Source organism: Saccharothrix texasensis, assembly GCF_003752005.1.
GTDB lineage: Bacteria > Actinomycetota > Actinomycetes > Mycobacteriales > Pseudonocardiaceae > Actinosynnema > Actinosynnema texasense.
In genome coordinates this window covers 5,184,894-5,209,030 of record NZ_RJKM01000001.1, presented here as the reverse complement: position 1 = coordinate 5,209,030, position 24,137 = coordinate 5,184,894, and the positions used below count along the sequence as shown (strand labels likewise).

General features: G+C 71.5%; 23 protein-coding genes and 1 tRNA gene. 15 read left to right on the top strand and 9 right to left on the bottom strand.

The features are described from left to right. Nucleotides 1-51 precede the first annotated feature (51 nt). Nucleotides 52-1,908: a glycosyltransferase gene (locus EDD40_RS22545; RefSeq protein ID WP_246037766.1), complete on the top strand. Its 1,857-nt coding sequence runs from the start codon at nucleotides 52-54 to the stop codon at nucleotides 1,906-1,908. Between the two features lie 725 nt (nucleotides 1,909-2,633). On the opposite strand, the gene EDD40_RS22540 is transcribed toward EDD40_RS22545, so the two are convergent. The 6 genes from EDD40_RS22540 to EDD40_RS22515 form a co-directional block, all read right to left on the bottom strand. Then, complete coding sequence (locus EDD40_RS22540; RefSeq protein ID WP_148088884.1) at nucleotides 2,634-2,846, bottom strand: hypothetical protein; 213 nt, start codon at nucleotides 2,844-2,846, stop codon at nucleotides 2,634-2,636. Nucleotides 2,847-2,943: 97 nt separating this feature from the next. Then, on the bottom strand, nucleotides 2,944-3,840 hold the full coding sequence (gene glfT1, locus EDD40_RS22535; RefSeq protein ID WP_211348227.1) for a galactofuranosyltransferase GlfT1: 897 nt from the start codon (nucleotides 3,838-3,840) through the stop codon (nucleotides 2,944-2,946). A gap of 9 nt (nucleotides 3,841-3,849) precedes the next feature. After that, complete coding sequence (gene wzt / locus EDD40_RS22530) at nucleotides 3,850-4,665, bottom strand: galactan export ABC transporter ATP-binding subunit Wzt/RfbE (protein ID WP_123748206.1); 816 nt, start codon at nucleotides 4,663-4,665, stop codon at nucleotides 3,850-3,852. An 18-nt stretch (nucleotides 4,666-4,683) separates the two neighbouring features. Then, a complete protein-coding gene (wzm, locus tag EDD40_RS22525) occupies nucleotides 4,684-5,610 on the bottom strand; it encodes a galactan export ABC transporter permease subunit Wzm/RfbD (protein ID WP_123744696.1) in 927 nt (308 codons plus the stop codon). A gap of 59 nt (nucleotides 5,611-5,669) precedes the next feature. Beyond that, the gene (locus tag EDD40_RS22520; protein ID WP_123744695.1) at nucleotides 5,670-6,521 is read right to left on the bottom strand and encodes a class I SAM-dependent methyltransferase; all 852 of its coding nucleotides are present in this window, start codon (nucleotides 6,519-6,521) and stop codon (nucleotides 5,670-5,672) included. 93 nt (nucleotides 6,522-6,614) lie between these two features. Next, entirely contained in the window at nucleotides 6,615-7,169 is a 555-nt protein-coding gene (locus EDD40_RS22515; protein WP_123744694.1) for a bacterial proteasome activator family protein, read from the bottom strand. A gap of 113 nt (nucleotides 7,170-7,282) precedes the next feature. Between EDD40_RS22515 and EDD40_RS22510 the strand changes: the two genes are divergently transcribed. Next, nucleotides 7,283-8,482, top strand: coding sequence for a cysteine desulfurase-like protein (locus EDD40_RS22510; protein ID WP_123744693.1), 1,200 nt, complete (start codon nucleotides 7,283-7,285; stop codon nucleotides 8,480-8,482). 29 nt (nucleotides 8,483-8,511) lie between these two features. Further along, nucleotides 8,512-9,153 carry a class I SAM-dependent methyltransferase gene (locus EDD40_RS22505; RefSeq protein ID WP_123744692.1) on the top strand — a complete coding sequence of 214 codons (642 nt, stop codon included), beginning with the start codon at nucleotides 8,512-8,514 and terminating at the stop codon, nucleotides 9,151-9,153. 21 nt (nucleotides 9,154-9,174) lie between these two features. On the opposite strand, the gene EDD40_RS22500 is transcribed toward EDD40_RS22505, so the two are convergent. Then, nucleotides 9,175-10,143, bottom strand: coding sequence for an NAD(P)H-quinone oxidoreductase (locus EDD40_RS22500; protein WP_123748205.1), 969 nt, complete (start codon nucleotides 10,141-10,143; stop codon nucleotides 9,175-9,177). Between the two features lie 56 nt (nucleotides 10,144-10,199). Between EDD40_RS22500 and EDD40_RS22495 the strand changes: the two genes are divergently transcribed. The 6 genes from EDD40_RS22495 to EDD40_RS22470 all read left to right on the top strand — a co-directional run bounded on the left by EDD40_RS22495 (nucleotide 10,200) and on the right by EDD40_RS22470 (nucleotide 16,724). Further along, on the top strand, nucleotides 10,200-10,847 hold the full coding sequence (locus EDD40_RS22495; protein WP_123744691.1) for a GNAT family N-acetyltransferase: 648 nt from the start codon (nucleotides 10,200-10,202) through the stop codon (nucleotides 10,845-10,847). Between the two features lie 63 nt (nucleotides 10,848-10,910). Then, nucleotides 10,911-12,437, top strand: a complete 1,527-nt coding sequence (locus EDD40_RS22490) for a M28 family metallopeptidase (RefSeq protein ID WP_123744690.1) — start codon at nucleotides 10,911-10,913, stop codon at nucleotides 12,435-12,437. Nucleotides 12,438-12,589: 152 nt separating this feature from the next. Next, a complete protein-coding gene (locus tag EDD40_RS22485) occupies nucleotides 12,590-14,212 on the top strand; it encodes a carboxypeptidase-like regulatory domain-containing protein (RefSeq protein WP_148088883.1) in 1,623 nt (540 codons plus the stop codon). A 121-nt stretch (nucleotides 14,213-14,333) separates the two neighbouring features. Beyond that, complete coding sequence (locus EDD40_RS22480; protein WP_123744688.1) at nucleotides 14,334-14,933, top strand: class I SAM-dependent methyltransferase; 600 nt, start codon at nucleotides 14,334-14,336, stop codon at nucleotides 14,931-14,933. 184 nt (nucleotides 14,934-15,117) lie between these two features. Next, nucleotides 15,118-16,464 (top strand): hypothetical protein, encoded by a 1,347-nt coding sequence (locus tag EDD40_RS22475; protein WP_123744687.1) that lies wholly within the window; start codon nucleotides 15,118-15,120, stop codon nucleotides 16,462-16,464. Nucleotides 16,465-16,637: 173 nt separating this feature from the next. After that, a tRNA-Ser gene (locus EDD40_RS22470) sits at nucleotides 16,638-16,724 on the top strand. A gap of 61 nt (nucleotides 16,725-16,785) precedes the next feature. Here EDD40_RS22470 and EDD40_RS22465 read toward each other — a convergent pair. Further along, nucleotides 16,786-17,256, bottom strand: a complete 471-nt coding sequence (locus EDD40_RS22465) for a MarR family winged helix-turn-helix transcriptional regulator (RefSeq protein WP_246037765.1) — start codon at nucleotides 17,254-17,256, stop codon at nucleotides 16,786-16,788. 133 nt (nucleotides 17,257-17,389) lie between these two features. Between EDD40_RS22465 and EDD40_RS22460 the strand changes: the two genes are divergently transcribed. The 5 genes from EDD40_RS22460 to EDD40_RS22445 all read left to right on the top strand — a co-directional run bounded on the left by EDD40_RS22460 (nucleotide 17,390) and on the right by EDD40_RS22445 (nucleotide 22,161). After that, nucleotides 17,390-19,123 (top strand): bifunctional metallophosphatase/5'-nucleotidase, encoded by a 1,734-nt coding sequence (locus tag EDD40_RS22460; protein ID WP_123744685.1) that lies wholly within the window; start codon nucleotides 17,390-17,392, stop codon nucleotides 19,121-19,123. A gap of 546 nt (nucleotides 19,124-19,669) precedes the next feature. Beyond that, entirely contained in the window at nucleotides 19,670-20,572 is a 903-nt protein-coding gene (gene ypfJ / locus EDD40_RS22455; protein ID WP_123744684.1) for a KPN_02809 family neutral zinc metallopeptidase, read from the top strand. A gap of 183 nt (nucleotides 20,573-20,755) precedes the next feature. Then, nucleotides 20,756-20,926 carry a hypothetical protein gene (locus EDD40_RS41840; RefSeq protein WP_170185166.1) on the top strand — a complete coding sequence of 57 codons (171 nt, stop codon included), beginning with the start codon at nucleotides 20,756-20,758 and terminating at the stop codon, nucleotides 20,924-20,926. A gap of 37 nt (nucleotides 20,927-20,963) precedes the next feature. Then, a complete protein-coding gene (locus tag EDD40_RS22450) occupies nucleotides 20,964-21,317 on the top strand; it encodes an HIT family protein (protein ID WP_123744683.1) in 354 nt (117 codons plus the stop codon). Between the two features lie 94 nt (nucleotides 21,318-21,411). Then, the gene (locus EDD40_RS22445) at nucleotides 21,412-22,161 is read left to right on the top strand and encodes a sulfite exporter TauE/SafE family protein (protein ID WP_123748204.1); all 750 of its coding nucleotides are present in this window, start codon (nucleotides 21,412-21,414) and stop codon (nucleotides 22,159-22,161) included. Here EDD40_RS22445 and hisC read toward each other — a convergent pair. After that, nucleotides 22,151-23,218 carry a histidinol-phosphate transaminase gene (gene hisC / locus EDD40_RS22440; RefSeq protein ID WP_123744682.1) on the bottom strand — a complete coding sequence of 356 codons (1,068 nt, stop codon included), beginning with the start codon at nucleotides 23,216-23,218 and terminating at the stop codon, nucleotides 22,151-22,153. The two genes, EDD40_RS22445 and hisC, sit on opposite strands and share 11 nt — an antisense overlap. Nucleotides 23,219-23,339: 121 nt before the next feature. Here hisC and EDD40_RS22435 point away from each other — a divergent pair, with 121 nt between their 5' ends. Continuing rightward, on the top strand, nucleotides 23,340-24,017 hold the full coding sequence (locus EDD40_RS22435) for a dienelactone hydrolase family protein (RefSeq protein WP_123744681.1): 678 nt from the start codon (nucleotides 23,340-23,342) through the stop codon (nucleotides 24,015-24,017). The last annotated feature ends 120 nt before the right edge of the window (nucleotides 24,018-24,137 follow it).

Genomic DNA, 24,137 nt, shown 5'->3' with positions numbered 1-24,137 from the left:
CTTCCGTTCACCCACTTCCTCTCTCACGCGCTTCTCACCTGGGGACCTTCAGTGGACGCAGTGCACCGGATCATCCTGCCGAGGGACGACGACCCGCTCGACGTCCGGCCGATGTACCTGGACGAGCCGGAGAACGTGCACTGCCAGGTCGACTCCCGGCGCGGGCTGACCGTGCCCGAGCACGCCAAGGTGTCGTTCGCGACGTACTTCAACGCGTTCCCGGCCAGCTACTGGAAGCGGTGGACGGTCGTCGACGAGGTCGTGCTGCGGATGCGCGTGCGCGGCTCCGGCCGGATCGACGTGTACCGGTCCAAGCCGAGCGGCGACGTCGTGCACCTGGAAGGCTCGTTCGTCCGGGACGCGGCCGACTGGACGTCGCTGGAGTTCCCGGTGTCGCTGCGGCCGTTCGAGGACGGCGGGCTGATCTGGTTCGACGCCTTCACGCACGAGACGCCCCTGGAGATCCAGGACGCCGAGTGGGCCGTGCGGACGCCGTTGCCGGTGAAGAAGGTCGCGGTCAGCATCACCACCATGCGCCCGCACGACGCCGTGGAGGCGTTGCGGGCGCTGGGCAGCGACCCGGCCGTGCTCGACGTCGTGAGCAACGTCTTCGTGGCCGACCAGGGCGCGGTGAAGGTGCGCTCGGTGGCGGGCTTCGCGGAGGCCGAGGCCGGGCTCGGCGGCCGGCTGGAGGTCATCGAGCAGGACAACCTCGGCGGCGCGGGCGGGTTCACCCGGGGCATGTTCGAGGCGGTCGAGCACACCGACGCCGACCAGATCATGCTCATGGACGACGACATCCGGCTGGAGCCGGAGGCCGTGCTGCGGTCCAACGCGTTCGCGCGGGCGGCGGCGTCTCCGGTCATCGTCGGCAGCCACATGCTGAACCTGCAGGCCAGGACCAGGCTCCACAGCACCGCGGAGATCGTCGACCTGGGCACCTGCTTCTGGCGGGCCGCGCCGGGCGCCGTGACAGACCACGACTTCGCCGTGTCGTCGCTGCGCGAGACGCCCGAGCTGCACCCCCGGGTCGACGCCACCTACAACGGCTGGTGGATGTGCCTGTTCCCGCGCGAGGTGATCGAGCGGACCGGCTACCCGCTGCCGCTGTTCATCAAGTGGGACGACGCCGAGTACTCGTTGCGGGCGCTGGAGCACGGCTACCCGACCGTGTCGCTGCCGGGTTCGGCGGTGTGGCACATGCCGTGGACGGACAAGAACGACTCGACCGACTGGCAGGCCTACTTCCACACCCGCAACCGGCTCGTGCTGGCCGCGCTGCACAGCCCGTACGACGTGCGCAACGGCATCGTGAAGCACGGGCTGAAGCTGTCGCTGCGGCACCTGCTGTCGATGGAGTACTCCACGGTGGTGTTGCAGCAGAAGGCGATCGAGGACTTCCTGGACGGTCCCGCCGGCCTGTTCGACTCGCTGCGCTCGGCGCTGCCGATGGTGCGCGCGCTGCGCGAGGAGCACAGCGACGCCCAGCGCCTGGAGTCGGCCCGCGAGTTCCCGCCGCCCACGTTCGACATGGTGCGCGCGGAAGCCCTGCTCCGGCCGTCCAAGGGCAAGGCGACGATCGCCGTGCGCGCGGCCAAGTCCGTCCTGCACAACCTGCGCCCACCCCAGGCCTCCGCCGGGGACCGCCCGCAACTCAACGTGCCGGCCCTGAACGCCCGCTGGTTCCTGCTCGGCAACCTGGACAGCGCCACGGTCTCGACCGCCGACGGCACCGGCGTCGCCTTCTACAAGCGCGACCCCGACCAGTTCCGCTCCCTGATGGCGCGCGCCATCCGCAACTACCGCAGGCTGGGCAAGGAATGGCCGCGACTGCGCCGCCAGTACCGCGACGCCCTGCCCGACCTCACCTCCGCCGAGCAGTGGCGAAAGGCCTTCGAGAACCGCTGATCCCCGCCTGACCCCGCCTGACCCCCGCCTGACCGGTCGGCCAGGCTTCTGACGCTTCGAGGGCTTCAAGGGCTGAAAAGCCTTGAAAGCATGTCCTCGCCGGACGGGCAGATCAGCAGGATGACCCCTTGCCAGGTGGTTGTGTGCCGGGTCCGTCGTTGGTCCGGGGTGCGTGTCATCCCGCCGACCTCCACAAGGGCTACCACACGTATCAAGGGGGGCGCCCCCAGTAGACGCCCGCGACCGCACTGGACCACGCCCCCCTTGACACGCGTGGCAGGGCTGCGCCAGGTCGGCGGGATGACACGAACCCCTCCTTTGGGGAGAAGGGCCGGTCAGTGGACCGGCAGCGACCGGCCCGCGGCGACGGACCCGGATCAATCCCCGTCGACCGTCACCCGGCCCGCTGTCAGTGCCAGGGCGGTTCTCTCAAGTGACGGGGTTCGTGTCATCCCGCCGACCTGGCTTTGCCCTACCGCGCGTGTCAAGGGGGCGTTGTCCAGCACTGGCCGCGGCTTTGACTGGGGGCGCCCCCTTGATACGTGTGGTAGCCCGGAGGGAGGTCGGTGGGATGACACGCACCCCGGACCACAACGGACCCGGCACACAACCGCCTGGCAAGGGGTCATCCTGCTGATCTGCCCGTCCGGCGAGGACATGCTTTAAAGCTTTTCTTCTTCTTTTCTTTCTTCTCTTCTTCTCTTTCTTTCTTCTTCCATCTACATCTAGGCGAAGTGCGCTGCCACGACGTGGCTGAAGTTCACCACGAACTCCTTGCCGTCGGCAGTCTGGATGGCCTGCGTGTGGCCGTTCCGCACGACCTGGATCAACCTGGACCCCAGGTCCTCGGCGGTCTCCGGCGACACCATGATCGAGATCGGGTTCGAGTTCGCGGCCAGGTGCAGCACCAGAGCCGTCTTACGCGCTTCAGAAGTCATGCCGGACAGCCCACCAGCCGTGCCACCGGACAGGCAAGACGGGTTCGCCGTCAGCGATTCCGCGTCGGGCTGAACTCCGGACCGGCGCGGAATCGCGTCACTTTCGGAAGAAACGTTCCCGCTGCCCCAGCCGCACGAGCTTCAGCCACTCCACGAAGGCCTTCGGGTCGCGTCGCACGCCGATGAAGTACAGCCCGAACCGGAACGCCTCCAGCAGGCCCAGCTTCCGCATCCCGGGCTGCGACAGCAGGTAACCCCGGTTGCGGTAGGTGTAGTAGCGCTTGATCGCGTTCTCCGGGTCCTGCGCGTGGAACCGGCCGCCGAGCATCGGCTTGAACTCGTCCGACCCGTCCGGGTGCAGGTAGGCGACCTTCAGCGACGTGCCGAACGGCAGGCCGGTGCGCACCAGCCGCCGGTGGATCTCGACCTCGTCACCGCGGAAGAACAGCCGGTAGTCCGGCACGCCGATGACGTCCACCGTGGACGCCTTGAACAGGGCCCCGTTGAACAGCGACGCGATGCCCGGCAGGAAGTCGACGCCGAGCTCGGACGCGTTCCGCTTCCACGTGAGGCCGCGCCGCAGCGGGAACGCGAGTTTCTCGGGCCGCTCGATGTTCGTCACGACCGGCGAGATGGCGGCCAGCTTGCGCCGCTGCGCCTCCTCCAGCAGCACGGCGAGCACGGTCTCGTCGGCGGGCCGGCCGTCGTCGTCGGCCAGCCACAGCCAGTCCGCGCCGAGCGACAGCGCGTGCAGCATCCCGAGCGCGAACCCGCCCGCGCCGCCGAGGTTGCGGTGCGAGGCCAGGTAGGTGGTGGGGATCGGGCACTGCGCGACCAGGTCGTCCACCGGCTGGTCGGGCCCGTTGTCGATGACCACGAGGTGGTCGAGCGGCCGGGTCTGCGAGGCCAGCACCTTCAACGAGTCGGCCAGCAGCTCCCGCCGGTGTCGCGTCACCACGACACCGACGACGGAGCCCTGCGGCAGTGCGCCCACGACGCTCACCTACTCGCCACCGTTCCCGCTCAGCACCCGCGGCTGACCGATCCGCTCCAGCGTCTCCGGGGCCATGTTCTCGAAGGGGTCACGTCCCTTGTAGGTGGTGAGCACCTCCCGCAGAGACCCCTGCATCTTGACCTTGCCCTCGTCCATCCAGATCGCCGTGGAGCAGAACTCGGCGAGGAAGTCGTCGGAGTGGTTCGCGAAGACCAGGATGCCGGACCGCTTGACCAGGTCGTTCATCCGGTCGCGTGCCTTGGCCATGAACGCCGCGTCGACCGCGCCGATGCCTTCGTCGAGGATCAGGATCTCCGGGTCGATCGACGTCACGATGCCCAGCGCCAGCCGCACCCGCATACCCGTGGAGTAGGTGCGCAGCGGCATCTGCAGGTAGTCGCCGAGCTCGGTGAACTCGGTGATGTCGTCGACCCGCTTCTCCATCTCCTTGCGGCTCATGCCGAGGAACAGACCGCGAATCATGATGTTCTCGTACCCGGAGATCTCCGGATCCATGCCGACCCCGAGGTCGAACACGGGCGCGACCTTGCCGACGACGCGCGAGCTGCCCCGCGTGGGCTCGTAGATGCCCGCGAGCAGCCGCAGCAGCGTCGACTTGCCGGCGCCGTTGTGGCCGACGAGGCCCACCCGGTCACCGTGCCGCAGCGAGATGTTGATGTCGTGCAGGGCTTCGATGATCGGGACCCGGCCCTCGGAGCCGATCTTGCCGCCGACCTTGCCCAGCGCGAGCTTCTTCAGCGACCTCGACTTGGCGTCGAAGATCGGGAAGTCGACCGAGGCGTTCCAGACGTCGATGCTGACCATGATGTGTTGCGGCCTCACTCAGACCCAGTAGGAGACGCGGGCACGGTAGTTCCGCATCGCGATCAACGCCAGTCCCCAGCCCACGACGGTGAACGCGCCGACGACCACCCAGTGGTGCCAGTCCTGCGCGTGCCCGAGCATGGGTGCCCGGACGATCTCCACGTAGTGGTAGATGGGGTTCAGCTCGGCGATCAGCATGCGCCAGTCGCCGTCGCCACCGCTGCCGTCGCCGCCGGTGACCTTGTTGAGCACGCCGACGTGCCACACGATCGGCGTCATGAAGAAGATCAGGTTGATGAAGCTGCTGATGACCGGCGGGATGTCGCGGAACCGGGTGCTGATGATGCCGAACAGCAGCGCCACCCACACCGCGTTGACCACGACGAGCGCGAGCGCCGGGATGGCCAGCAGCACCGTCCACGACAGGCCGGGCTGGAGGATCTTGTCGCCCTCCATCCGGTAGCTCTCGCTCAGCGTCGGGAAGAAGATCACGAGGACGACCAGGTAGACGACCATGTTGTGCATGAGGAACAGCGTCTGGCGCCACACCATGCGCAGCACGTGCACCGTTATGGGCGCGGGCAGGTGCTTGATCAGGCCTTCGTTGGCGATGAAGACCTCGGTGCCCTCGGTCACCACGCCGAGGACGAAGTGCCAGATGATGAACCCCGCCGTCACGTACGGCAGGAAGGTGCCCAGCTCCTGGTTGAACAGCTGGGAGTAGAGCAGGCCGAGCGCGAGCGCGGTCGTGCCCATGGAGATCGTGATCCACAGCGGGCCGATGACCGACCGGCGGTAGCGCTGCTTGATGTCCTGCCACCCCAGATGGCCCCACAGCTCCCGCTGCCGCCAGGCGTCGCGCACGTCGCCGAACGCGCGCGCGAAGGTGCGCGAGTTGGGTGCCAGGGGAGCGGGTGGTCGCTCGACCGTACTCGTGGGTTGCACGAGTAAGGAGACTACCGGCGACGGGGTGGTGGCCCTGTCGCCGGGCTGTCACGGTGCGGTCACCGCTGCTGCGAAGCCTCCGGCACACCGGTTACCTTCATGATCACCTGTTCGTGGTCGTACGTGTACCCGCAGTAGTCGAACTCGATCCCGGTGCGGTCGACGTACTCGGACCAGGCCTTGTGCTCGTGGTCCTGCCACCCCGGGTAGTTGAAGTACTCGTCGAAGACGATCACGCTGCCGGGCACCAGCCGCGGGCCGACGAGCTCCAACACCGTCTTGGTCGACGAGTACAGGTCGCAGTCGACGTGCAGGAACGACACCGGGCCGGGGTGCTCGTCGAGGAAGCCGGGCAGGGTGTCGTCGAACCAGCCGACGACCAGCTCCGCGCCGTCCACGTCGGGCAGGCCGTCCATGCCGAACAGGCCGGCCGGGAAGCCGTTGCGCCAGTCCTCGGGCAGGCCCTCGAACGAGTCGAAGCCGTACACGTCGCGGCCCTCGAACGCGGTGGCGATCAGCTTCAGCGTGCCGCCGGTGTAGACGCCGAACTCCAGCGCCATGCCCTCGGCCGAGACCAGGCCGAGGGCGTGCTCCAGCGTGGCGTGCGGGTGGCCGAAGTGCGGCGCGGTCGGCAGGTGCCTGCGGATGAACCGGGCGCTCTCCTTGGCGGCTTCCTGCTCGCCCGCGAACACCAGGTCGCGCCGGGCCCGGATCTCGTACTGGACCGTCGCGTCGACCGCCCGGTCCGCCTGTCTGCGCAGCTCCTGGAGCTCCTGCTGGAGCACGGCGATCCGCTCGGCCTGCTCGCGGTGGTAGGGGCGCACCGCTTCGTCGATGACCCGCAGGATCTTGCCGCGCACGCGCTTGCGGACCTCGTCGACGATCGGGCTGTGCCGGACTTTGTCGAGCACCTGTCGGCTCCTCTCGCGGGTGTGGCGGTGAACACGGTCGGGCAGCGCGGTGCCCGTTGTCCAGCCCCGCGACCTCAACGCCGCACCGGAACGTTACAAGTACTGACCAGTCCCCCGGATGTGCGGACCACCCTCGACGTCGGCGTGGCCGGACCCGGCGGGCAGGGCGCGGCCGCGCATCTGCTCCAACTGGACGCGCGCTGCCATCTGCTGGGCGAACAGGGCCGTCTGGATGCCGTGGAACAGGCCCTCCAACCAACCCACCAGCTGCGCCTGGGCGATGCGGAGCTCCGCGTCGGACGGCGTGCCCTCCTCGGTGAACGGCAGGGAGAGCCGCTCCAGCTCGTCGCGCAGCTCGGGCGCCAGGCCGTCCTCGAGCTCGTCGATGGACCGCTTGTGGATCTCCTTGAGGCGGTTGCGGCTGGCCTCGTCCAGGGGCGCCGCGCGCACCTCCTCCAGCAACTGCTTGATCATCGTGCCGATGCGCATGACCTTCGCGGGCTGCTCGACCAGGTCGGTCACGTCCTGACCGCCGCCCGCCTCGTCGCCGCCCGGCACCCGTGCGGTTCCCACCGGCGTGCCGTCCGGGCCGACCACGACCACGTGCCGCTCGTTCTCCAGCTGATCATCTCGGGGTGCCTCGCTCATGCCTCCCATCCTGGCCCGATCGGGTGGCGAACGCCGAACCGGGTCACGGATCGGGTGGCAAACCCGCGGCCCCTGCTGTCGCTCCCGCCGACGTCCTCCGTACGGTGTGCGGCATGGCGTTCGACGTCGCCCGGGTCCGTGGGCTGTTCCCCGCGCTCGGCGACGGCTGGGTTCACCTGGACGCTCCGGCGGGGATGCAAGTACCCGAACAGGTGGCCACGGCCGTCTCCACCGCGCTGCGCGCACCCGTCTCCGGGCCGGGTGGCATCTTCCCCGCCTCGCAACGGGCCGAGGCGATCGTCGACGCGGCCAGGCGCGCGGTCGCCGACCTCGTGGGCGCCGACCCGGCGGGCGTCGTGCTCGGCCCCAGCTCCGCCGTGCTGCTGCAACGGCTGGCCGACGCGCTGTCGGAGGGCTGGTTCCTGGGCGACGAGATCGTGGTGTCGCGGTTGGACCACCCGGGCAACATCGCGCCGTGGCAGCGGGCCGCGCAGCGCACCGGCAGCGTGGTGCGGTGGGCCGAGGTCGACATCGAGACGTGCGAGCTGCCCGCATGGCAGTACGACGACCTGGTCACGCCCAAGTGCAAGCTGGTCGCGGTGACGGCCGCGTCCGGCTCCGTGGGCACCCGGCCGGACCTGCGCAAGATCGCCGAGGCCGCCCGCCGCACGGACGCCCTGGTCGTGGTCGACGCCTCCTCGGCCGCGCCGTTCGTGCCGCTCGACATCACGTCGATGGACGCCGACGTGGTGGCGGTGTCGGCGAACAACTGGGGCGGGCCGCCGGTCGGCGCGCTGGTGTTCCGCGACCCGTCCATGCTCGACCTGCTGCCGTCGGTCGCCGTCGAGCCGGGCGCGCGGGGACCCGAACGCCTGGAACTGGGCCCGCACGCCTACCCGCTGCTGGCCGGTCTGGTCGCATCCGTCGAGTACCTGGCCGGTTTGGACGACGCCGCGGTGGGCCCGCGACGCGAGCGGGTGCTCACCTCCCTGGGTTCGGTGAAGGCGTACCAAGCCGGACTTCTGGCTAATCTCATCAACGAACTGCGATCGCTCCGTCACGTCATGGTGATCGGCGACGCCATGCGGCGGGTGCCCGCGCTGGCGTTCACGGTGGCCGGCGTGAAGGCGACCGACGGCGTGGAGCACCTGTCCGAGCGCGGCGTGTGCGCGTTCGCCGACTCGGGGCAGCACGGCGTGTTCTCGGTGCTGGGCGTCGGTGAGGTCGGCGGGGCGATCCGCGTCGGCCTGGCGCACTACACGAACGCGGTGGAAGTGGACGAGCTCGTGCGGGCGGTCGCCGAGCTCGGCTGAGGTCGGGTTGCGCTGAGACAGGGGGCTGGGTGGACGACCTGCTGTCACGGGAGCTCGCCGACCTCGCCGCACTGCACCGGCTGGCGCCCCTGATGTCGGAGTACCTGCCCGACACGGCGCACGAACTGCGGCCCGCCGCGCTGGTGGCCGTGGTGGACGAGGTGCTGCTCGGGTCGCGGACCGTGCTGGTGGAGTGCGGGTGCGGCGCGTCGTCGGTGGTGCTGGCCCGGCTGCTCGCCCGGCGCGGGTTCGGGCACCTGCTGTCGGTCGAGCACGACGAGCGCACGGCGGCCTTCGTGGCCAGCCAGCTGCGCCGGGAGGGCCTGGGCCACGTGGCGCGCGTCGTCCACGCCCCGCTCGCCCCGCACCCGGCCGCGCTCGGCGACGCCCAGTGGTACCACCCGCAGCTCGTGCACGACGAGGTGTCGGCCTACGTGGAGCGCCACGGCCTGGTCGACCTGCTGCTCGTGGACGGCCCGCTGCTGGGCGACGCGCGGTACCCGGCCCTGCCGGTGCTGCGGGGCGTGCTGGCGCCGGGCGCGGCGGTCCTGGTGGACGACGCCGAACGCCCCGGCGAGCACCCCGTCCTGGTCCGCTGGGCCGAGGAGTTCGCCCTCCGCTTCCGCACCACCCCTCGCACCTTCCTCGCCACCGCGACCGCGCTGGAGTGACCGCGCTGGGGTGACCGCGCTTCAGACCGCCAGCACGAGCTTGCCGAACACGTCCCCGTCCGCCAGCGCGCGGTGGGCGTCGGCGGCGCGGGCGATCGGCAGGACGTCGTGCACGACGGGCTTGACCTGGCCGGACGCGATGAGCGGCCACAGGTGCTCGCGCACCTCGGCCACGACGCGGCCCTTGCCGTTCGGCCCGTCCACCGGGCGGAACCGCAGCCCGGTCGCCGTGACGCTCGCGCGCTTGGACAGCAGCTTGCCGATGTTCAGCTCGCCCTTCACCCCGCCCTGCATCCCGATGACGACGAGCCGCCCGTCCGGCGCCAGCACGTCGAGGTTGCGGTCGAGGTAGGCCGCGCCCATGTTGTCCAGGACGACGTCCGCCCGCCCGACCTCGGCCACGAAGTCCTGCTCGCGGTAGTTGACGAGGACGTCGGCGCCCAGCTCGGCGCACCGCCGCAGCCGCTCCGCCGAGCCCGCCGTGACGGCGACGCGCGCGCCGAGCGCCTTGGCGACCTGGACGGCGTGCGTGCCGATGCCGCCCGCGCCGCCGTGCACGAGGAACGTCTCCCCGCTCCGGAGGCCGGCGACCATCACCACGTTCGACCAGACGGTGCACGCGACCTCGGGCAGCGACGCGGCGGTCACCAGGTCGACGCCCTCGGGCACCGGCAGGAGCTGGGCGGCCGGGACGACGACCCGTTCCGCGTACCCGCCGCCGGCCAGCAGCGCGCACACCTCGTCGCCGACCCGCCACCCGGTCACGCCCTCGCCCAGGGCCGCGACCGTGCCCGAGCACTCCAGGCCCAGCACGTCCGACGTGCCCTTCGGCGGCGGGTAGTGGCCCTGGCGTTGCAGCAGGTCCGCCCGGTTGACCGCGGTCGCGGCCACGTCCAGCAGCACCTCTCCGGGGCCCGGTTCGGGGTCCCGAACCTCCGCCCACGCCAGCACGTCGGGTCCGCCGAACTCACGAATGGTGATCGCGCGCATGATCCGCACGGTAATCCGGTCGCGCCCGCGACGCGCGGTCGCCACCATCGACGGGCATGGACCACTGGCCGTTGCACGACCTGGTGCTGCGCACGCCGCGCCTCGACCTGCGCCCCGACGACGACGAGGGCCTGGTCGAGCTGGCGGGGCTGGCGCTGGACGGCGTCCACCCGCCGGAGCGGATGCCGTTCGGCGTCGAGTGGACCGACGCGCCGCGCGACCGGCTCGGCCTCAACACCCTCCAGCACTACTGGCGGGAACGCTCGGCGCTCTCGCCGCAGCGGTGGACGGTGAACTTCATCGTGCGCCTGGACGGCCGCGTGACGGGCGTGCAGTCGCTCGGCGCGGACGACTTCCCGGTGCGGCGCGAGGTCACCAGCGGGTCGTGGGTCGGGCTGCGGCACCAGGGGCGCGGCATCGGCACGGAGATGCGGGCCGCCGTGCTGGCGTTCGCGTTCGACCACCTCGGCGCGGTGGCGGCGCGGTCGAGCGCGTTCGACGACAACCTCGCCTCGCACGCGGTGAGCCGCAAGCTCGGCTACCGGCCGGACGGCACGTTCACGCAGGTCAGGCGAGGTGAGGCGGCTCAGCAGACGCGCCTGCTGGTCACCCCGGCCACGTTCCGGCGACCCGACTGGGCCCTGTCGGTGACCGGTGTCACAGCCTGCTTGCCCCTGCTCACAGGGCGAGAACCAGCCGAGTGACGGCTTGCGCTCACCAGCGTGACTTGTGAGGGTTCGGCATCCGAGTGAAGGGGAAACTCGATCATGTCAGGTAGAACCGGGATTCGACGCGCGGCCGTCCTCGCGGCGTCAGCGTCCCTCGTGCTGGTCGCCGTGCCGGGCGTCAACGTCGCCTCGGCGGCGACGCTCGACGGGCCGAAGCTCGCCAAGAACCTCACCAAGAACGTGACCGCGGACGGGGTCAACCGCCACCTGATCGCGTTGCAGCGCATCGCCGACCGCAACGGCGGCAACCGGGCGGCGGGCACGTCCGGCTACGACGCCAGCGTCGAGTACGTGGCGGGCAAGCTGCGCGGCGCGGGCTTCGAGGTGACGACGCCGGAGTTCACCTACCCCGTGCAGATCACCGACGCCGCGACCGCGAAGGTCGGCTCGACCACCTACGAGAACATCCCGCTGGAGTTCTCGCCGCAGACGCCGGCCGGCGGCGTCACCGGCCCGCTGCGGGCCGTGCCCGAGGACGGCACGCCGGGCTGCGAGGCGACCGACTTCGCCGGGCAGGACTTCACCGGCTCGATCGCCCTGATCCGCCGCGGCGCGTGCACGTTCGACATCAAGCACCGCAACGCCGCCGCCGCGGGCGCCATCGCGGTGATCATCGCGAACAACGCCGAGGGCAAGCTGTCGGGCGTCACGCTCGGCGCGCCGGGCGTCGTGCCCACCGGTGGCGTCACCCGGGAGGACGGCACCGCGCTGTTCGGGTCGGCCGGGCAGACCGTCACCGTCGACCTGCGCTACCACGAGGAAGACCGCGTCTCGCGCAACGTGATCGCGCAGACGAAGACCGGCCGCAGGGACAACGTCGTGATGGCGGGCGCGCACCTCGACAGCGTCGAGAACGGCGCGGGCATCAACGACAACGGCACCGGTTCGGCCGGCCTGCTGGAGACGGCGCTGAAGCTCGGCGGCTCGCCGAAGGTCAACAACGCGGTGCGGTTCGGCTGGTGGGGCGCGGAGGAGCTCGGCCTGGTCGGCTCGACGAAGTACGTGCAGTCGCTGTCGTTCGAGCAGCAGCTCGACATCGCGCTGTACCTGAACTTCGACATGATCGGCTCGCCCAACGCGGCGTACTTCGTCTACGACGGCGACGACTCCGACGCCGTCGGCGCGGGCGCGGGCCCGTACGGCTCGGGGCAGATCGAGCAGGCGTTCGTGGAGTACCTGACGGTGGAGAAGGGCGTGCAGACCGAGGGCACGGACTTCACCGGCCGTTCGGACTACGGCGAGTTCATCGCGCAGGGCATCCCGGCCGGTGGCCTGTTCACCGGCGCCGAGGGCGTCAAGACCGAGGCGCAGGCGGCGAAGTGGGGCGGCACGGCCGGTGTCGCCTACGACCGGAACTACCACGGTTCCGGTGACAACCTGGGCAACGTGGACCGGGTCGCCCTGGACCGCAACGCCGACGCGTTGGCGTGGGTGACGGCGTCGTACGCGATCAGCACGGAGAGCGTGAACGGCGTGCCGGCGCGGTCGGCGCGCGCCGCGGCGCGTGCGGTCGCGGCGCGTTCGCTGCACGTGGAGCACCACCACTCGCACGCGGACGTGGCGTAGATCACTGCTTGACGGGTAACGGAGGCCGGTCTTCCCCAGGGGGACCGGCCTCCTGTCGTCGCCGGTGAAGGTCCACAAAGGATGGACGGTGCGGTGGTGATCGAGGTCGATGAGGTTGCGGCCATTCGAATCCACCACCCAGGGGGCCGGTCTTGACTCTCTCGAAGCGCGTGGTCGCGCGAAGATCCCTTGCCTTCGTCGCGGCGCTCGCGGTCACCGCGACCCTGTCCGCCGCGGCCCGCGCCCAGGAGCCGGTCCCGTCGACCGCCGGCGGAGCGGCACCGGTCCAGGCCCGGCCCGCCGCCGCTGCCGCCACCGCCGCCCAGCCGACCGTGTCCCAGCCGACCGTGTCCCAGCCGACCGCCCCCCAATCGGCGGGGTCCCCGCCGGCCACCGGGTCCACGACCTCGTCGCCGACGGCCGCCGCCGCCGCGCGGCTCGCGATCTCGGCCACCGTCGGCGCGGGCCCGTTCCTGGTCGGCGAGCAGATCCCGGTCGAGGTGACGGTCGCCAACGACGGCGACGCCGACGCCACCGGGGTGATGGCCTCCGCGCACTCGAGCGCCGGGTCCGCCTTCTTCGTCCCGTCCTCCGAGTGGGGCGAGCTGGCCACCTGGCCCGGCCCCGGCATCACCCTCCCCGCCGGGCAGCGGCGCGTCCTCACCGCCCGCGGCGAGGTCCAGGGGTGGAGCGGCGCCCCGGTGGTGAAGTTCCTCGTCCGGCAGGGCAACGCCTCGGTCGCCGAGCACGTGCTGCCGCTCCCGGTCCGCGACCCGGGCTCCGCCGCGGACGACCTGGGCGGCCTCGTCTACGGCGACCTCGACGGCGACAACGCGCCGGACGCCGGTGAGGCCCTTCACGGCGTCCGGGTCACCGCCTCCACGAACGGCCCGCCCTGGCTGCGGCTGGAGGCCACCACCGGCGTCGACGGCCGGTTCCGGTTCGCGGACCTCCCGGTGCAGGTCTACGCGCTGTCCCTGGACGACGCGCCGGACGGCTGGGTCGTCGGGTCGGGCTACTCGCGCGTCGCGGTGGACGGGCGCGGCTCGGCCGCGACCCTGCTGCTGCGCGCCACGCGGCCGTTGACCGACCACCTGTCCGCGGCCATGCGGTTCACCCGGGACGTCTACCAGGTCGGCGACCAGGCGCAGGTGGAGGTGACGCTGACCAACAGCGGCGCCGCGGACCTGACCGGCGTCAAGGCCGCCTGCGACCGGGTCGGCGGCGGCGGGCCGGAGCTCCGGGACGTCGTCTTCGGCGAGCTGGGCCGGGACGCGCCCGGCGTGACGGTGCCCGCGGGCCGGTCGCGCGTGGTCACGATGACCGGCCGCGTCTCCGAGGCGGCGGTCGGGTACGGCGCGGTCAACCACGTCTGCGACTTCGGCCCGGCGCCGGACTCCCCGGGCCGCCCGGAGGCCTACGCCCTGGCCAAGGTGCCCGGTCCGGCCGTGACCGCGCGCATGTCCTTCCACCACGACCGCGACGGGGACCGGCTCGGCGAGCCCGACGAGGTGGTCGCCGGCGCGGTGGTCGTCCTGCGGGACGCGGTCACCCGCCGGGTCGTGGTCGAGGGCCGCACCGACGCACAGGGCCGCGTGCGCTTCGACGACCTGCCCAGCGGCCCGTACGAGGTGCGCGTCCACGGCTCGTGGAAGCTCCCGTCGGGCGGTGGCGCCCCCCTGTTCGCCGGCACCTGCGACAACTGCCGGGCCGAGCGCTCGTTGTTCCTCCTGCCCGGACCGGACCCGACGAAGGCCCACCGCGCCGGCGGGTGACACCGGGCGCCGCCTGACCTGGGGGTCCGTCCCCCCTGTCCCGCCGGCGGGACAGGGGGAACGGGCTCTCGCGGACTCGCGGGGTGGTGTCGCGGGTCTCGGCGTCGGCTACGGTACGACCGTGGACAAGACTGACGGTCAGGACTACACCGACCGGCTCGCGCGCCTGCAGAACCTGCCCTGGAAGCGTGTCCTGAACGTCCAGGCCCCGTACCGGTGGAACGTGCGCCGCATCTTCGGCGAGCGGGAGGTGCTCGACGTCGGCTGCGGCATCGGGCGCAACCTCAAGCACCTGGAGCCCAACGGCGTCGGGGTGGACCACAACCCCCACTCCGTGCAGACCTGTCGGGACATGGGCCTGACGGCGTTCACCACGGACGAGTTCTTCGAGACCGAGTACGCGAAGCCGGGCCGCTTCGGCGGCATCCTGGCCGCGCACCTGGTCGAGCACATGCCGCGCCCGCAGGCCGTGGACATCCTGCGCGGCTACGTGGAGTTCCTCAAGCCCGGCGGCCTGCTGGTGCTCATCTGCCCGCAGGAGCGGGGTTACGCGTCGGATCCGACGCACGTGGCCTTCACCGACCTCGACGGCCTCGCGGACGTGACCTCCCAGCTCGGGCTGGTCGAGCGCGACCGCATGTCCTTCCCGTTCCCCCGGTCGGCCGGGAAAGTGTTCACGTACAACGAGTTCGTGCACGTCGCGGTCAAACCCGCGAACTGAGAACCTGACCGCATTTCACTTTCGGCTGTCGTACCCCTGAGGTAGTGTCGCGCCCGTTCGGTCGAGTCGGGGGCTCGTCCCACAGGGGGGTCGCGCTGCGCGCTGCCAACGTCCGCGTGTCTCTGTCACGGACTGGCTGGAAGACCGACGCCTTCAGTTCACCTCGCAGTCAGGAAAGAGGATCATGCGTCGTTCCGCAGCGCTGCTGGTCGCCACCGCGGCGACCGCCGCCGTGGTGACGGCCGCGGCTCCGGCCACCGCCGAGCCCGCGTCCGTCCACAGTGGAGACCGGGTCGCCCGCGCCGAGCTGGCGCTCGACCGGACCTCCCGCCCGAGCCGGCCGTACGGCACGAAGACGACCGGCGTCAACGCCCGGGAAGCCCAAGCCGAGGAGTACCTGGGCACGCGGTTCATCCCGTCCGCGCCCAGACGCATCCTGGACACCCGCAGCGGTCTCGGCCGCGGCGGCATCACCACGCCGGTCGGCGCGGGCGGCCGCATCGAGGTGCCCGTCACCGACGCCCCGGCGTACACCCTCGCCGTGGTGCTGAACGTGACCGGCACGTCCCCGACCGCGAACACCTACGTGACGGTGTGGGACGGCGGCGCCGACGTGCCCAGGCCGGAGGTGTCGACCCTGAACCTGGTGCCCGGTGAGACCCGCGCCAACTCGGTCACCACCTGGGTGTCGCTCGACCACACGATCAACCTGTACAACAACGCGGGCAACACCCACCTGATCGCCGACGTCGCGGGCTACTACGTCTACGACAACCCCAACGTGGCGGTCACCCCCGGCCGGTACTTCGCCACCGGCCCGACCCGCGTGTACGACTCCCGCAACACCGGCGGCGCGTTCTACGGCGGTGAGTCCCGCTCGATCGACTTCAGCTCCTACGGCGTGCCGGCCGGCACGACCGCGGTGGCGCTGAACGTCACCGGTGTCAACGCGACCGCGAGCACCTACGTGACCGCGTGGCCGTCCGGCTCGGCCCGGCCGACCGCGTCCAGCCTCAACGTGACGCCCGGTGGCGCCACGCCGAACGGCGTGACCGTCGCGCTGGGCTCCGACCGCAAGGTCAACCTGTTCAACAACGCGGGCTCCGTGAACCTGATCGTGGACATCACCGGGTACTACCTGCCCACCGACAACGGCGGCGCGGACTTCTACCCGGTCACCCCCGGTCGCGCGTACGACACCCGGTGGGCGGGCGAGTCCGGCCCGATCCCGCCGGGCGAGGCGCTGACGCTGTTCTTCGAAGACGAGGGCCTGCTCCCCGGTGACAGCCTGCTGCTGAACCTGACCGGAACCGAGCCCACCGCGGACACCTACATCACGCCGTACCCGGCGGGGGAGAACCGTCCCGGCACCTCGGCGCTGAACCTGGCGCCCGGCCAGACCTCGCCGAACATGGCCACGGTCCGCCTCGGCGCCCTCACCTCGGGCGGCGTGACCTACCCCGCGCACAGCCACTACAACAACGCGGGCTTCACGCACCTCGTCGTGGACGTGTTCGGCATCTTCGGCTGATCACCGCGCCCGCCGGGTGACCACCCGGCGCAGCACGAGCGACGCGCGAGGTCCCGGTCGCCGGGGCCTCGCGCGTTCGTCTTCCCCGGGGTCCGCGGACACCGCGGAGGCGGGTGGTCCGGGGCGAGCGCGCTGCCCGCGGGCGACGCCCGTCGGCTAGGCTCCTGCACCGAGGTAGCGTGCCCGAGCGGCCTAAGGGACACGTCTTGAAAACGTGCGAGGGTTGATCCCCTCCGTGGGTTCAAATCCCACCGCTACCGCGCTCGACGCGCCCCCGCGCCCCTCACCGGGCGCGGGGGCGCCGTCGCGTCACGGGCCCGGTCACCCGTCGACGTCCCGCAGGTGGTTGATGATCCGCTCGAAGACCTGGGCCACCACCGCCTGCTCCTCCCGCGACAGCAGGTCGACCATGTGCTCGCGCACGCCCTCGACGTGGGTCGGCGCGGACGTCTCCAGCAGCGCCATGCCCTCGTCGGTCAGCTCGGCGAACACCCCGCGGCCGTCCTCGGGGCACTCCCGCCGGCGCAGCAGCCCTTCCCGCTCCATCCGCGCCACCTGGTGCGACACCCGGCTCTTGGACGACGCCACCTCGTCCGCGAGCTGCGACATCCGCATCCGCCGCGCCGGCTGCTCCGACAGGCGCACGAGCACCTCGTAGTCGGCCAACGACACCCCGTGCCCGTCCTGCAGCTCGCGGTGCAGGCGGTCGGCGAGCATCGACGCCCCGACCACGTAGTTGCGCCAGGCGCGCATCTCCCCATCGTCGAGCCAACGCGGCTCCTGCTCAGTCACCCCACAAGGTTAGGCCGCACATATCCGTTAACGGACGATCCACGGGCATGTCTGGTGCCGGTCAGCTCCGCCAGGCAAACTCCTGCGCCGTACCGCGCCCTCCTACCGGGGCGCCGCAGGGAGGAACCACCCCATGACCTCGTTCAGACGCACCGCGCAGCGCTCCGCCGCGCTCGCGGTCACCGCGGCGGCAGCGCTGGCGGTCACGCTGGTGCAGAACCCCGCGCTGGCCGACAAGGACAACCGGCCGGCGCGCACCGTCGACGTCCGCCTGATCGGCATCAACGACCTGCACGGCAACATCGAGCCGCCCTCGGGCTCCTCGGGCCGCGTCACCCTGTCGGACGGCACGCAGGTCGACGCGGGTGGCGCCGCCTTCAACGCGACCCACATCCGCAACCTCCAGGCCGAGGTGCGCAACTCGGTGATCGTCGGCCAGGGCGACCTGGTCGGGGCGTCCCCGATCGTGTCCGCGCTGTTCCACGACGAGCCGACCATCGAGGTGCTCAACAAGGTCGGCATGGACACGACCGCGGCGGGCAACCACGAGTTCGACGAGGGCTACCGGGAGCTGCTGCGGATGCAGCGCGGCGGCTGCCACCCGGTCGACGGCTGCCAGTTCCGCGAGGGCTACGGGGGCGCGGACTTCCCGATCCTGGGCGCGAACGTGACGCTGGCCAAGAACGACCTGCCCGCGCTGCCGCCGTTCTGGGTCGAGTTCCGCGACGGCGTGCCGATCGGCTTCATCGGCATGCCGCTGAAGGACGTGCCGATCCTGGTCGACCCGAACGGGATCAAGGAGCTGGAGTTCGGCGACGAGGTCGCCGCCGCCAACCGCTACGCCGACCTGCTGAACTGGCTCGGCGTGAAGTCGATCGTGCTGCTGATCCACCAGGGCGACAACACCTCGGGCGGCGGCCCGGACGAGTGCCGCACGGTCGCGGGCGGCCCCGGCCGCAAGATCGCCGAGCAGGTCAGCCCGAAGATCGACGCGGTGTTCTCCGGCCACAGCCACCAGCACTACAACTGCACGGTCACCGACCCGGCGGGCAACCCGCGCCCGTTCATCGAGGGCCTGGCGTTCGGCCGTGAGCTGTCCGTGGTCGACCTGAAGATCGACAAGCGGACCCGCGAGGTCGTCCGCTCGGCCACCGTCGCGCGCAACCACGTCGTGACCAGGAACGTCACCGCGGACCCCGAGGTGCAGGCGATCATCGACCTGGCCAAGTCGAAGTCCGGCCCGATCGCGAACCGCCCCATCGGCACCATCGCCCAGGACATCCCCCGCGCGCAGAACCCGGCGGGCGAGTCGCCGCTCGGCAACCTGATCGCCGACTCCCAGCTGGCCGCCACCGCGGGCAACGGCGCGGTGCTCGCGCTGATGAACCCGGGCGGCGTGCGCGCCGACCTGGCCTACGCCTCCTCGCCGGCCGGCGAGGGCGACGGCGTGGTGACCTACGGCGAGGCGTTCACCGTGCAGCCGTTCGGCAACATCCTGCAGACGGTCACGCTGACCGGCGCGCAGCTGAAGGCGGCGCTGGAGCAGCAGTGGCAGGTGGTGAACGGCGCGCAGCGGCAGATCATCCTGCAGCCGTCGGCCGGCCTGACCTACTCGTGGTCGGCGTCCGCGCCGATCGGCTCCAAGGTGTCGGGCATCGTGCTCAACGGGACGCCGCTGGACCCGGCCGCGAGCTACCGGGTCACCATCAACAGCTTCCTGCAGGGCGGCGGTGACGGCTTCAGCGCGTTCACCGGCGGCACCGGGATCACCGGCGGCGGCATCGACCTGGACGGCTTCACGGCCTTCCTGACCGCCAACCCGAACACGGCCCCGCCGGCGCTCGGGCGCATCACCACCACCCCGTGAGACACGCGCTGTGAGCGGGCCCCCATGTGCCCGCTCACAGCGCGCAACCACCGCTCCGCTGAGCCGGATGAATCTCGTTTCACCAGTTCAGGGCCTTCTCCCCGGGTTGTGCATCAGGCCGAAGAGGCGCATCCTCGATGGAGGACCTGCCACCGGCGGAACCCGAGCTGACTCGCCGGCGGCACGCCCGGAAGGGGTAGGTGGTGCGGTGCAGGTAAGTCCTCGCGGTGACGAGCCGCGTTCGAACCGCGACCCCGCGGGCGGAGCGGTCAGCAGACCGGCCCGATCGCGACCGTGAGCGGTTCCGACGAGGTTTCGAGCGCAGGGCGCCCTCGGCGCCATCGCCGCGCTTGACGATGTTGACCCGGTAGGTCATCAGGGCGCCGTCTCCACCGTCGGCGCCGACCGCGGTCCACGCCGACCTCGTCACGAGGTTTTCGTCACTTCCACATGGGAAAACCCGGGTGCGGTGCCCCGACGTCGGGCTCCGCACCCGGGGCCTTGTGTTGTCCGGGTCCGGCTTAGTTCTGTCTGGGAGGACGAGCGGTGCAGTTCAACGAGAACGCCGAGCTGGACACGTCACAGGTCTCCGACCAACGCGGCGTCGGTGGCCGGGTCGCCCTGGGCGGCGGTGGGCTGGGGATCGTCGGCCTGATCCTGTACTTCGTGCTCTCCCAGCTCGGCGGCGGCGCGCAGCTGCCGACCGGCTCGGGGTTCGGCGACGTCGGCCAGGGGCAGCAGGTGGACTCCGAGGCCATCAAGGAGAAGTGCCGGACCGGCGCGGACGCCAACCGCGAGTCCGACTGCCGGGCGGTGGCGTTCATCAACTCGATCCAGGGCTACTGGAGCGACCAGTTCGCCCGGTCGGGCCGCACCTACCAGGTCGTGCAGACGAACTTCTTCTCCGGCAGCGTGTCGACCCGGTGCGGCAGCGCGTCGTCCGCGGTGGGGCCGTTCTACTGCCCGGCGGACTCGCAGGTGTACATCGACCTGGGGTTCTTCCAGGAGATGCAGGAGAAGTTCGGCGCCACGGGCGGCCCGTTCGTCGAGGCCTACATCCTGGCGCACGAGTACGGCCACCACGTGCAGAACCTGCTCGGCACGTCCGACCGGGTCGGCTCGGGCTCGGGACCGACGTCCGGCTCGGTGCGGCTGGAGCTGCAGGCCGACTGCTACGCGGGCGCCTGGGCCAACCACGCGGAGACCGTGCCCACGTCCTCGGGCCAGCCGCTGATCACCGGCGTCACGCAGGACGACGTGAACGCGGCGCTGGACGCGGCGTCCCGCATCGGCGACGACTTCATCCAGGGCGAGCTGGGCGGCGGCCAGGTCGACACGACCAAGTTCACCCACGGCACGTCGGCGCAGCGCCAGAAGTGGTACACGACGGGCTACGAGACGGGCGACCCGGCGCGCTGCAACACCTTCGACACCGACAACCTGGGCTGAGCCGCCCCGTCACGGCCGTTCGGCCAGCACCTTCGAGCACCGGGCCGGCAAGGCCCGGAGGGTCTCCCGCTCGGCCTCGCCGAACTCGTCGGCGAGCCGCCGCTCGACGGCGGAGGCCCGCTGTTCGAAGCGGTCCGCGGCTCCACGACGCCCCAGCTGATCGCGGTCGAGCCGGGACCGGAGGTGCCCGACCCGGACGCCACCGCACCGGGCGACACCCCGGCCGGCGGCGGCAGTCCCACCCGGGACGCCCTGGCGACCACGGGCGCGAGCGTGCCGGGGCTCGGCCTGCTCGGCCCGGCGCTGCCGGCGTTCGGCGTCGGCGCGCGGGCGGCGGGGCGGCGCCCGGCGTAGCGCTCCTGGCGAGGACGGGCGCGCTACCTTCGGACGGGTGCGCCAGGACTGGTACTGCGACGAGGTCATCCCCGGCTCGGTCGAGGTCGAGGTGGTGGCCGAGACCGCGACGGTCCTGGCGTTCCGCCCACCCCGGCCGGGCTTCGGCCGCGAGCACGTGATCGTGGTGCCCAAGGCGCACGTCGGGTCGCTGCTCGACCTGGAGCCCGACCTGGCCGCCGAGATGATGGCCGTGCTCCAGCAGACGGCGGCCGAGGTCGTCGCCCGCCACGGCGGGTGCCAGGTGCTCACCACGCTCGGCGACGAGCAGCACAACCAGCACCTGCACTGGCACGTCGCGGCCGGTGACGGCGTGGCCCGGTTCGTCCCGACCGGCGGGTGGAACCCCTGACCGGAGGGGCGCGGTGTCGCAATCGCCACACCGCGCCCCGCCGAACGCGGTGTTAGCGTCGCTGACCAACCGCGAGAACCAGGGGAGAGTGGCCGTGACGGCGCTGGAGGCGATCGTCGTCGTCCTGGCCGGTGTGTTCGCCGGCGGGATCAACACGGTGGTGGGTTCCGGCACCCTGGTGACGTTCCCGGTGCTGATGGCCGTCGGCTACCCGCCGGTGGTGGCGAACGTGTCCAACAGCCTCGGCCTGGTGCCCGGCTCGCTCAGCGGCGCGTGGGGCTACCGGCGCGAGCTGTCCGGGCAGGCGGGCCGGGTGAAGCGGCTGCTGCCCGCCTCGGTGCTGGGCGCGGTGGTCGGCGCGATCCTGCTCGTGGTGCTGCCCGAGGACGCGTTCTCCGCGATCGTGCCGGTGCTGATCGCCATCGCGCTGGTGCTGGTGGTCGCCCAGCCGTGGCTCAACCGCAAGCTCGCCGAACGGGAGCGGCACGAGCACGGCGGCGTGGCGCTGTGGGTCGGCGTGTTCCTCGCGGGCATCTACGGCGGCTACTTCGGCGCGGCGCAGGGCGTGCTGGTGATGGGCCTGATGGGCGTGCTGATGAACGAGCACATCCAGCGGGTGAACGCGCTGAAGAACGTGCTGACCGCGTTCGTGAACCTGGTCGCCGGCGTGCTGTTCATCTTCATCGCCGACGTGGCGTGGCTCGCCGTGCTGCTGCTGGCGATCGGCTCGGTCGTCGGCGGTCAGCTCGGCGCGAAGGTCGGCCGCCGACTCCCACCCGCCGCGCTGCGCGCGGTGATCGTGGTGGTGGGAGTCGTGGCCATCACCCAGATCCTCACCCGCTGAAAGAGCGCGCCGCGGCCAGGAACGCGTCGTTCTCCCCGGGTTCGCCGATCGTGACGCGCGCACCGTCGCCGGCGAACGCCCGCACGACCACCTTGTGCACCAGGCAGTGCTCGTTGAACGCCGCGGTCCGCTCGCCGAGCGGCAGCCACACGAAGTTCGCCTGCGACCCGGGCACCTCGAAGCCGGCGGCCAGCAGCCCGTCGCGCACCCGCGCCCGCTCGGCCACGATCGCCCGGCACCGCGCCATCAGCTCGGCCTCGGCGTCCAGCGACGCCAGCGCGGCGACCTGCGCCAGGGCGTTCACGCTGAACGGCACGTAGACCTTGCGCAGCGTCTCGGCCACCGCGGGCGACGCCACCGCGTACCCGACGCGCAGGCCGGCCAGCCCGTAGGCCTTGGAGAACGTGCGCAGCACGGCCACGTTGTCCCGGCCCGCGGCCCACTGCGCCTTGGCCAGCTCCACGCCGTCGGGCACGTCCGGGTCGTCCACGAACTCCTTGTACGCCTCGTCGATCACCACGAGCACGTCCGACGGCACCCGCTCGATGAACCGCTCGATGTCCGCCGCCCGCAACGCCGTCCCGGTGGGGTTGTTCGGGTTGCACACGAACACCAGCCGGGTGGCCGGGGTGATCGCGTCGGCCATCGCGTCCAGGTCCAGCCCGTGCCCCGGCGTCAGCGGCACCCGCTTCTGCCGCGCGCCGACGACCGCGGTGATGATCGGGTAAGCCTCGAACGAGCGCCACGGGAACAGCGCCTCGTCGGCCTCGGTGCACGTCGCCTGCACCAGCTGCTGGCACAACGTCACCGAGCCGCAGCCCACGGCCACCTGCTCCGCGGGCACGCCGAGCTTGTCCGCCAGGCGCGCCACGAGCTCGGTGGCGGCGGTGTCGGGGTAGCGGTTCACGGCGGTGGCCGCGTCCGCGATCGCCCGCACCACGCTGGGCAGCGGTCCGGCCGACACCTCGTTGCTGGCCAGCTTGATCGCGCCGGGGATCGTCTTACCGGGCACGTATCCGGGCAACGCGACGAGGTCGGCGCGGGTTCGCACGGTCATCCAAGGACTCCCTTCGGGGTTCTGAGCTGGACGTTATCCGGTGAAAGACCCGGATGGGGCATACCCGCCGTTCGGATGCTCACGTTGACTGCCGTTCACCCCCACGTGGAAGGGTTGGGACATGACATCTACCCGCACCGAGACGCTCTCCCTCACCGACGGCCGCGAGCTGCGGCTGACCGTCGCCGAGCCGGAGAACGCCGTCCGCGGCGGCTTGGTCGTGCTGCACGAGGCGCGTGGCGTGACCGACACCGTCCGCGGGTTGGTGAGCGGACTGGCCGCCGAGGGGTGGTTGGCGGTCGCGCCGCACCTGTACGACGAGGTGTCCGGCGACGAGGCGCCGGCGATGGTGAGCGGGTTGTCCGGGGACGCCGTGCTGGCCGACACCGACGTCGCGTTCGTCTGGTTGGCCCAGCGGGGCATCAGCCAGGACCGGATGGGCGTCATGGGCTTCGACCTGGGCGGATCGGTCGCGATGGTGGTTGCGGGAAGCCGAACCGTCGGCGCCGCGGTGACCGTCGGCGGCGGTGGGATCCTGGAACCGCTGGCCGAGGGGCTGCCCTCGCTGGTGGAGGTCGCGGAGGAGCTGACCTGCCCCTGGCTGGGCCTGTACGGGGACGACGACTCCGAGATCCCGTACAGCGACGTGGAGAAGCTGCGCGACGCGGCGGCGGCGGCGCCGGTGGCGACCGACGTGGTCCGGTTCTCCCGCACCAGCCACCGGTTCGACACCGCGCCGCAGGTGAGCGCGGAGGCGTGGCAGCGCGCGTTGAACTGGTTCGACTCACATCTTCGCTAAGCCTCTGGTCGGCGGCTTGGAACCGAACGGGCTTCCCGGTACATCTAAGGGAGGCGTCCGGAACGCCTGATTTCGGTCGTCGCCGGCTAACGCGCGGTCGGTCTGCGGCGAATCGCAGTG

Excerpts from the sequence above, each read along its gene's own strand:
- EDD40_RS22490 (WP_123744690.1), top strand. The coding sequence starts at position 10,911 with ATGTCAGGTAGAACCGGGATTCGACGCGCGGCCGTCCTCGCGGCGTCA.
- EDD40_RS22495 (WP_123744691.1), top strand. The coding sequence starts at position 10,200 with ATGGACCACTGGCCGTTGCACGACCTGGTGCTGCGCACGCCGCGCCTC.
- EDD40_RS22475 (WP_123744687.1), top strand. The coding sequence starts at position 15,118 with ATGCGTCGTTCCGCAGCGCTGCTGGTCGCCACCGCGGCGACCGCCGCC.
- EDD40_RS22510 (WP_123744693.1), top strand. The coding sequence starts at position 7,283 with ATGGCGTTCGACGTCGCCCGGGTCCGTGGGCTGTTCCCCGCGCTCGGC.
- EDD40_RS22460 (WP_123744685.1), top strand. The coding sequence starts at position 17,390 with ATGACCTCGTTCAGACGCACCGCGCAGCGCTCCGCCGCGCTCGCGGTC.
- EDD40_RS22515 (WP_123744694.1), bottom strand. The coding sequence starts at position 7,169 with ATGAGCGAGGCACCCCGAGATGATCAGCTGGAGAACGAGCGGCACGTG.
- EDD40_RS22500 (WP_123748205.1), bottom strand. The coding sequence starts at position 10,143 with ATGCGCGCGATCACCATTCGTGAGTTCGGCGGACCCGACGTGCTGGCG.
- EDD40_RS22435 (WP_123744681.1), top strand. The coding sequence starts at position 23,340 with ATGACATCTACCCGCACCGAGACGCTCTCCCTCACCGACGGCCGCGAG.
- EDD40_RS22540 (WP_148088884.1), bottom strand. The coding sequence starts at position 2,846 with ATGACTTCTGAAGCGCGTAAGACGGCTCTGGTGCTGCACCTGGCCGCG.
- hisC (WP_123744682.1), bottom strand. The coding sequence starts at position 23,218 with ATGACCGTGCGAACCCGCGCCGACCTCGTCGCGTTGCCCGGATACGTG.
- wzt (WP_123748206.1), bottom strand. The coding sequence starts at position 4,665 with ATGGTCAGCATCGACGTCTGGAACGCCTCGGTCGACTTCCCGATCTTC.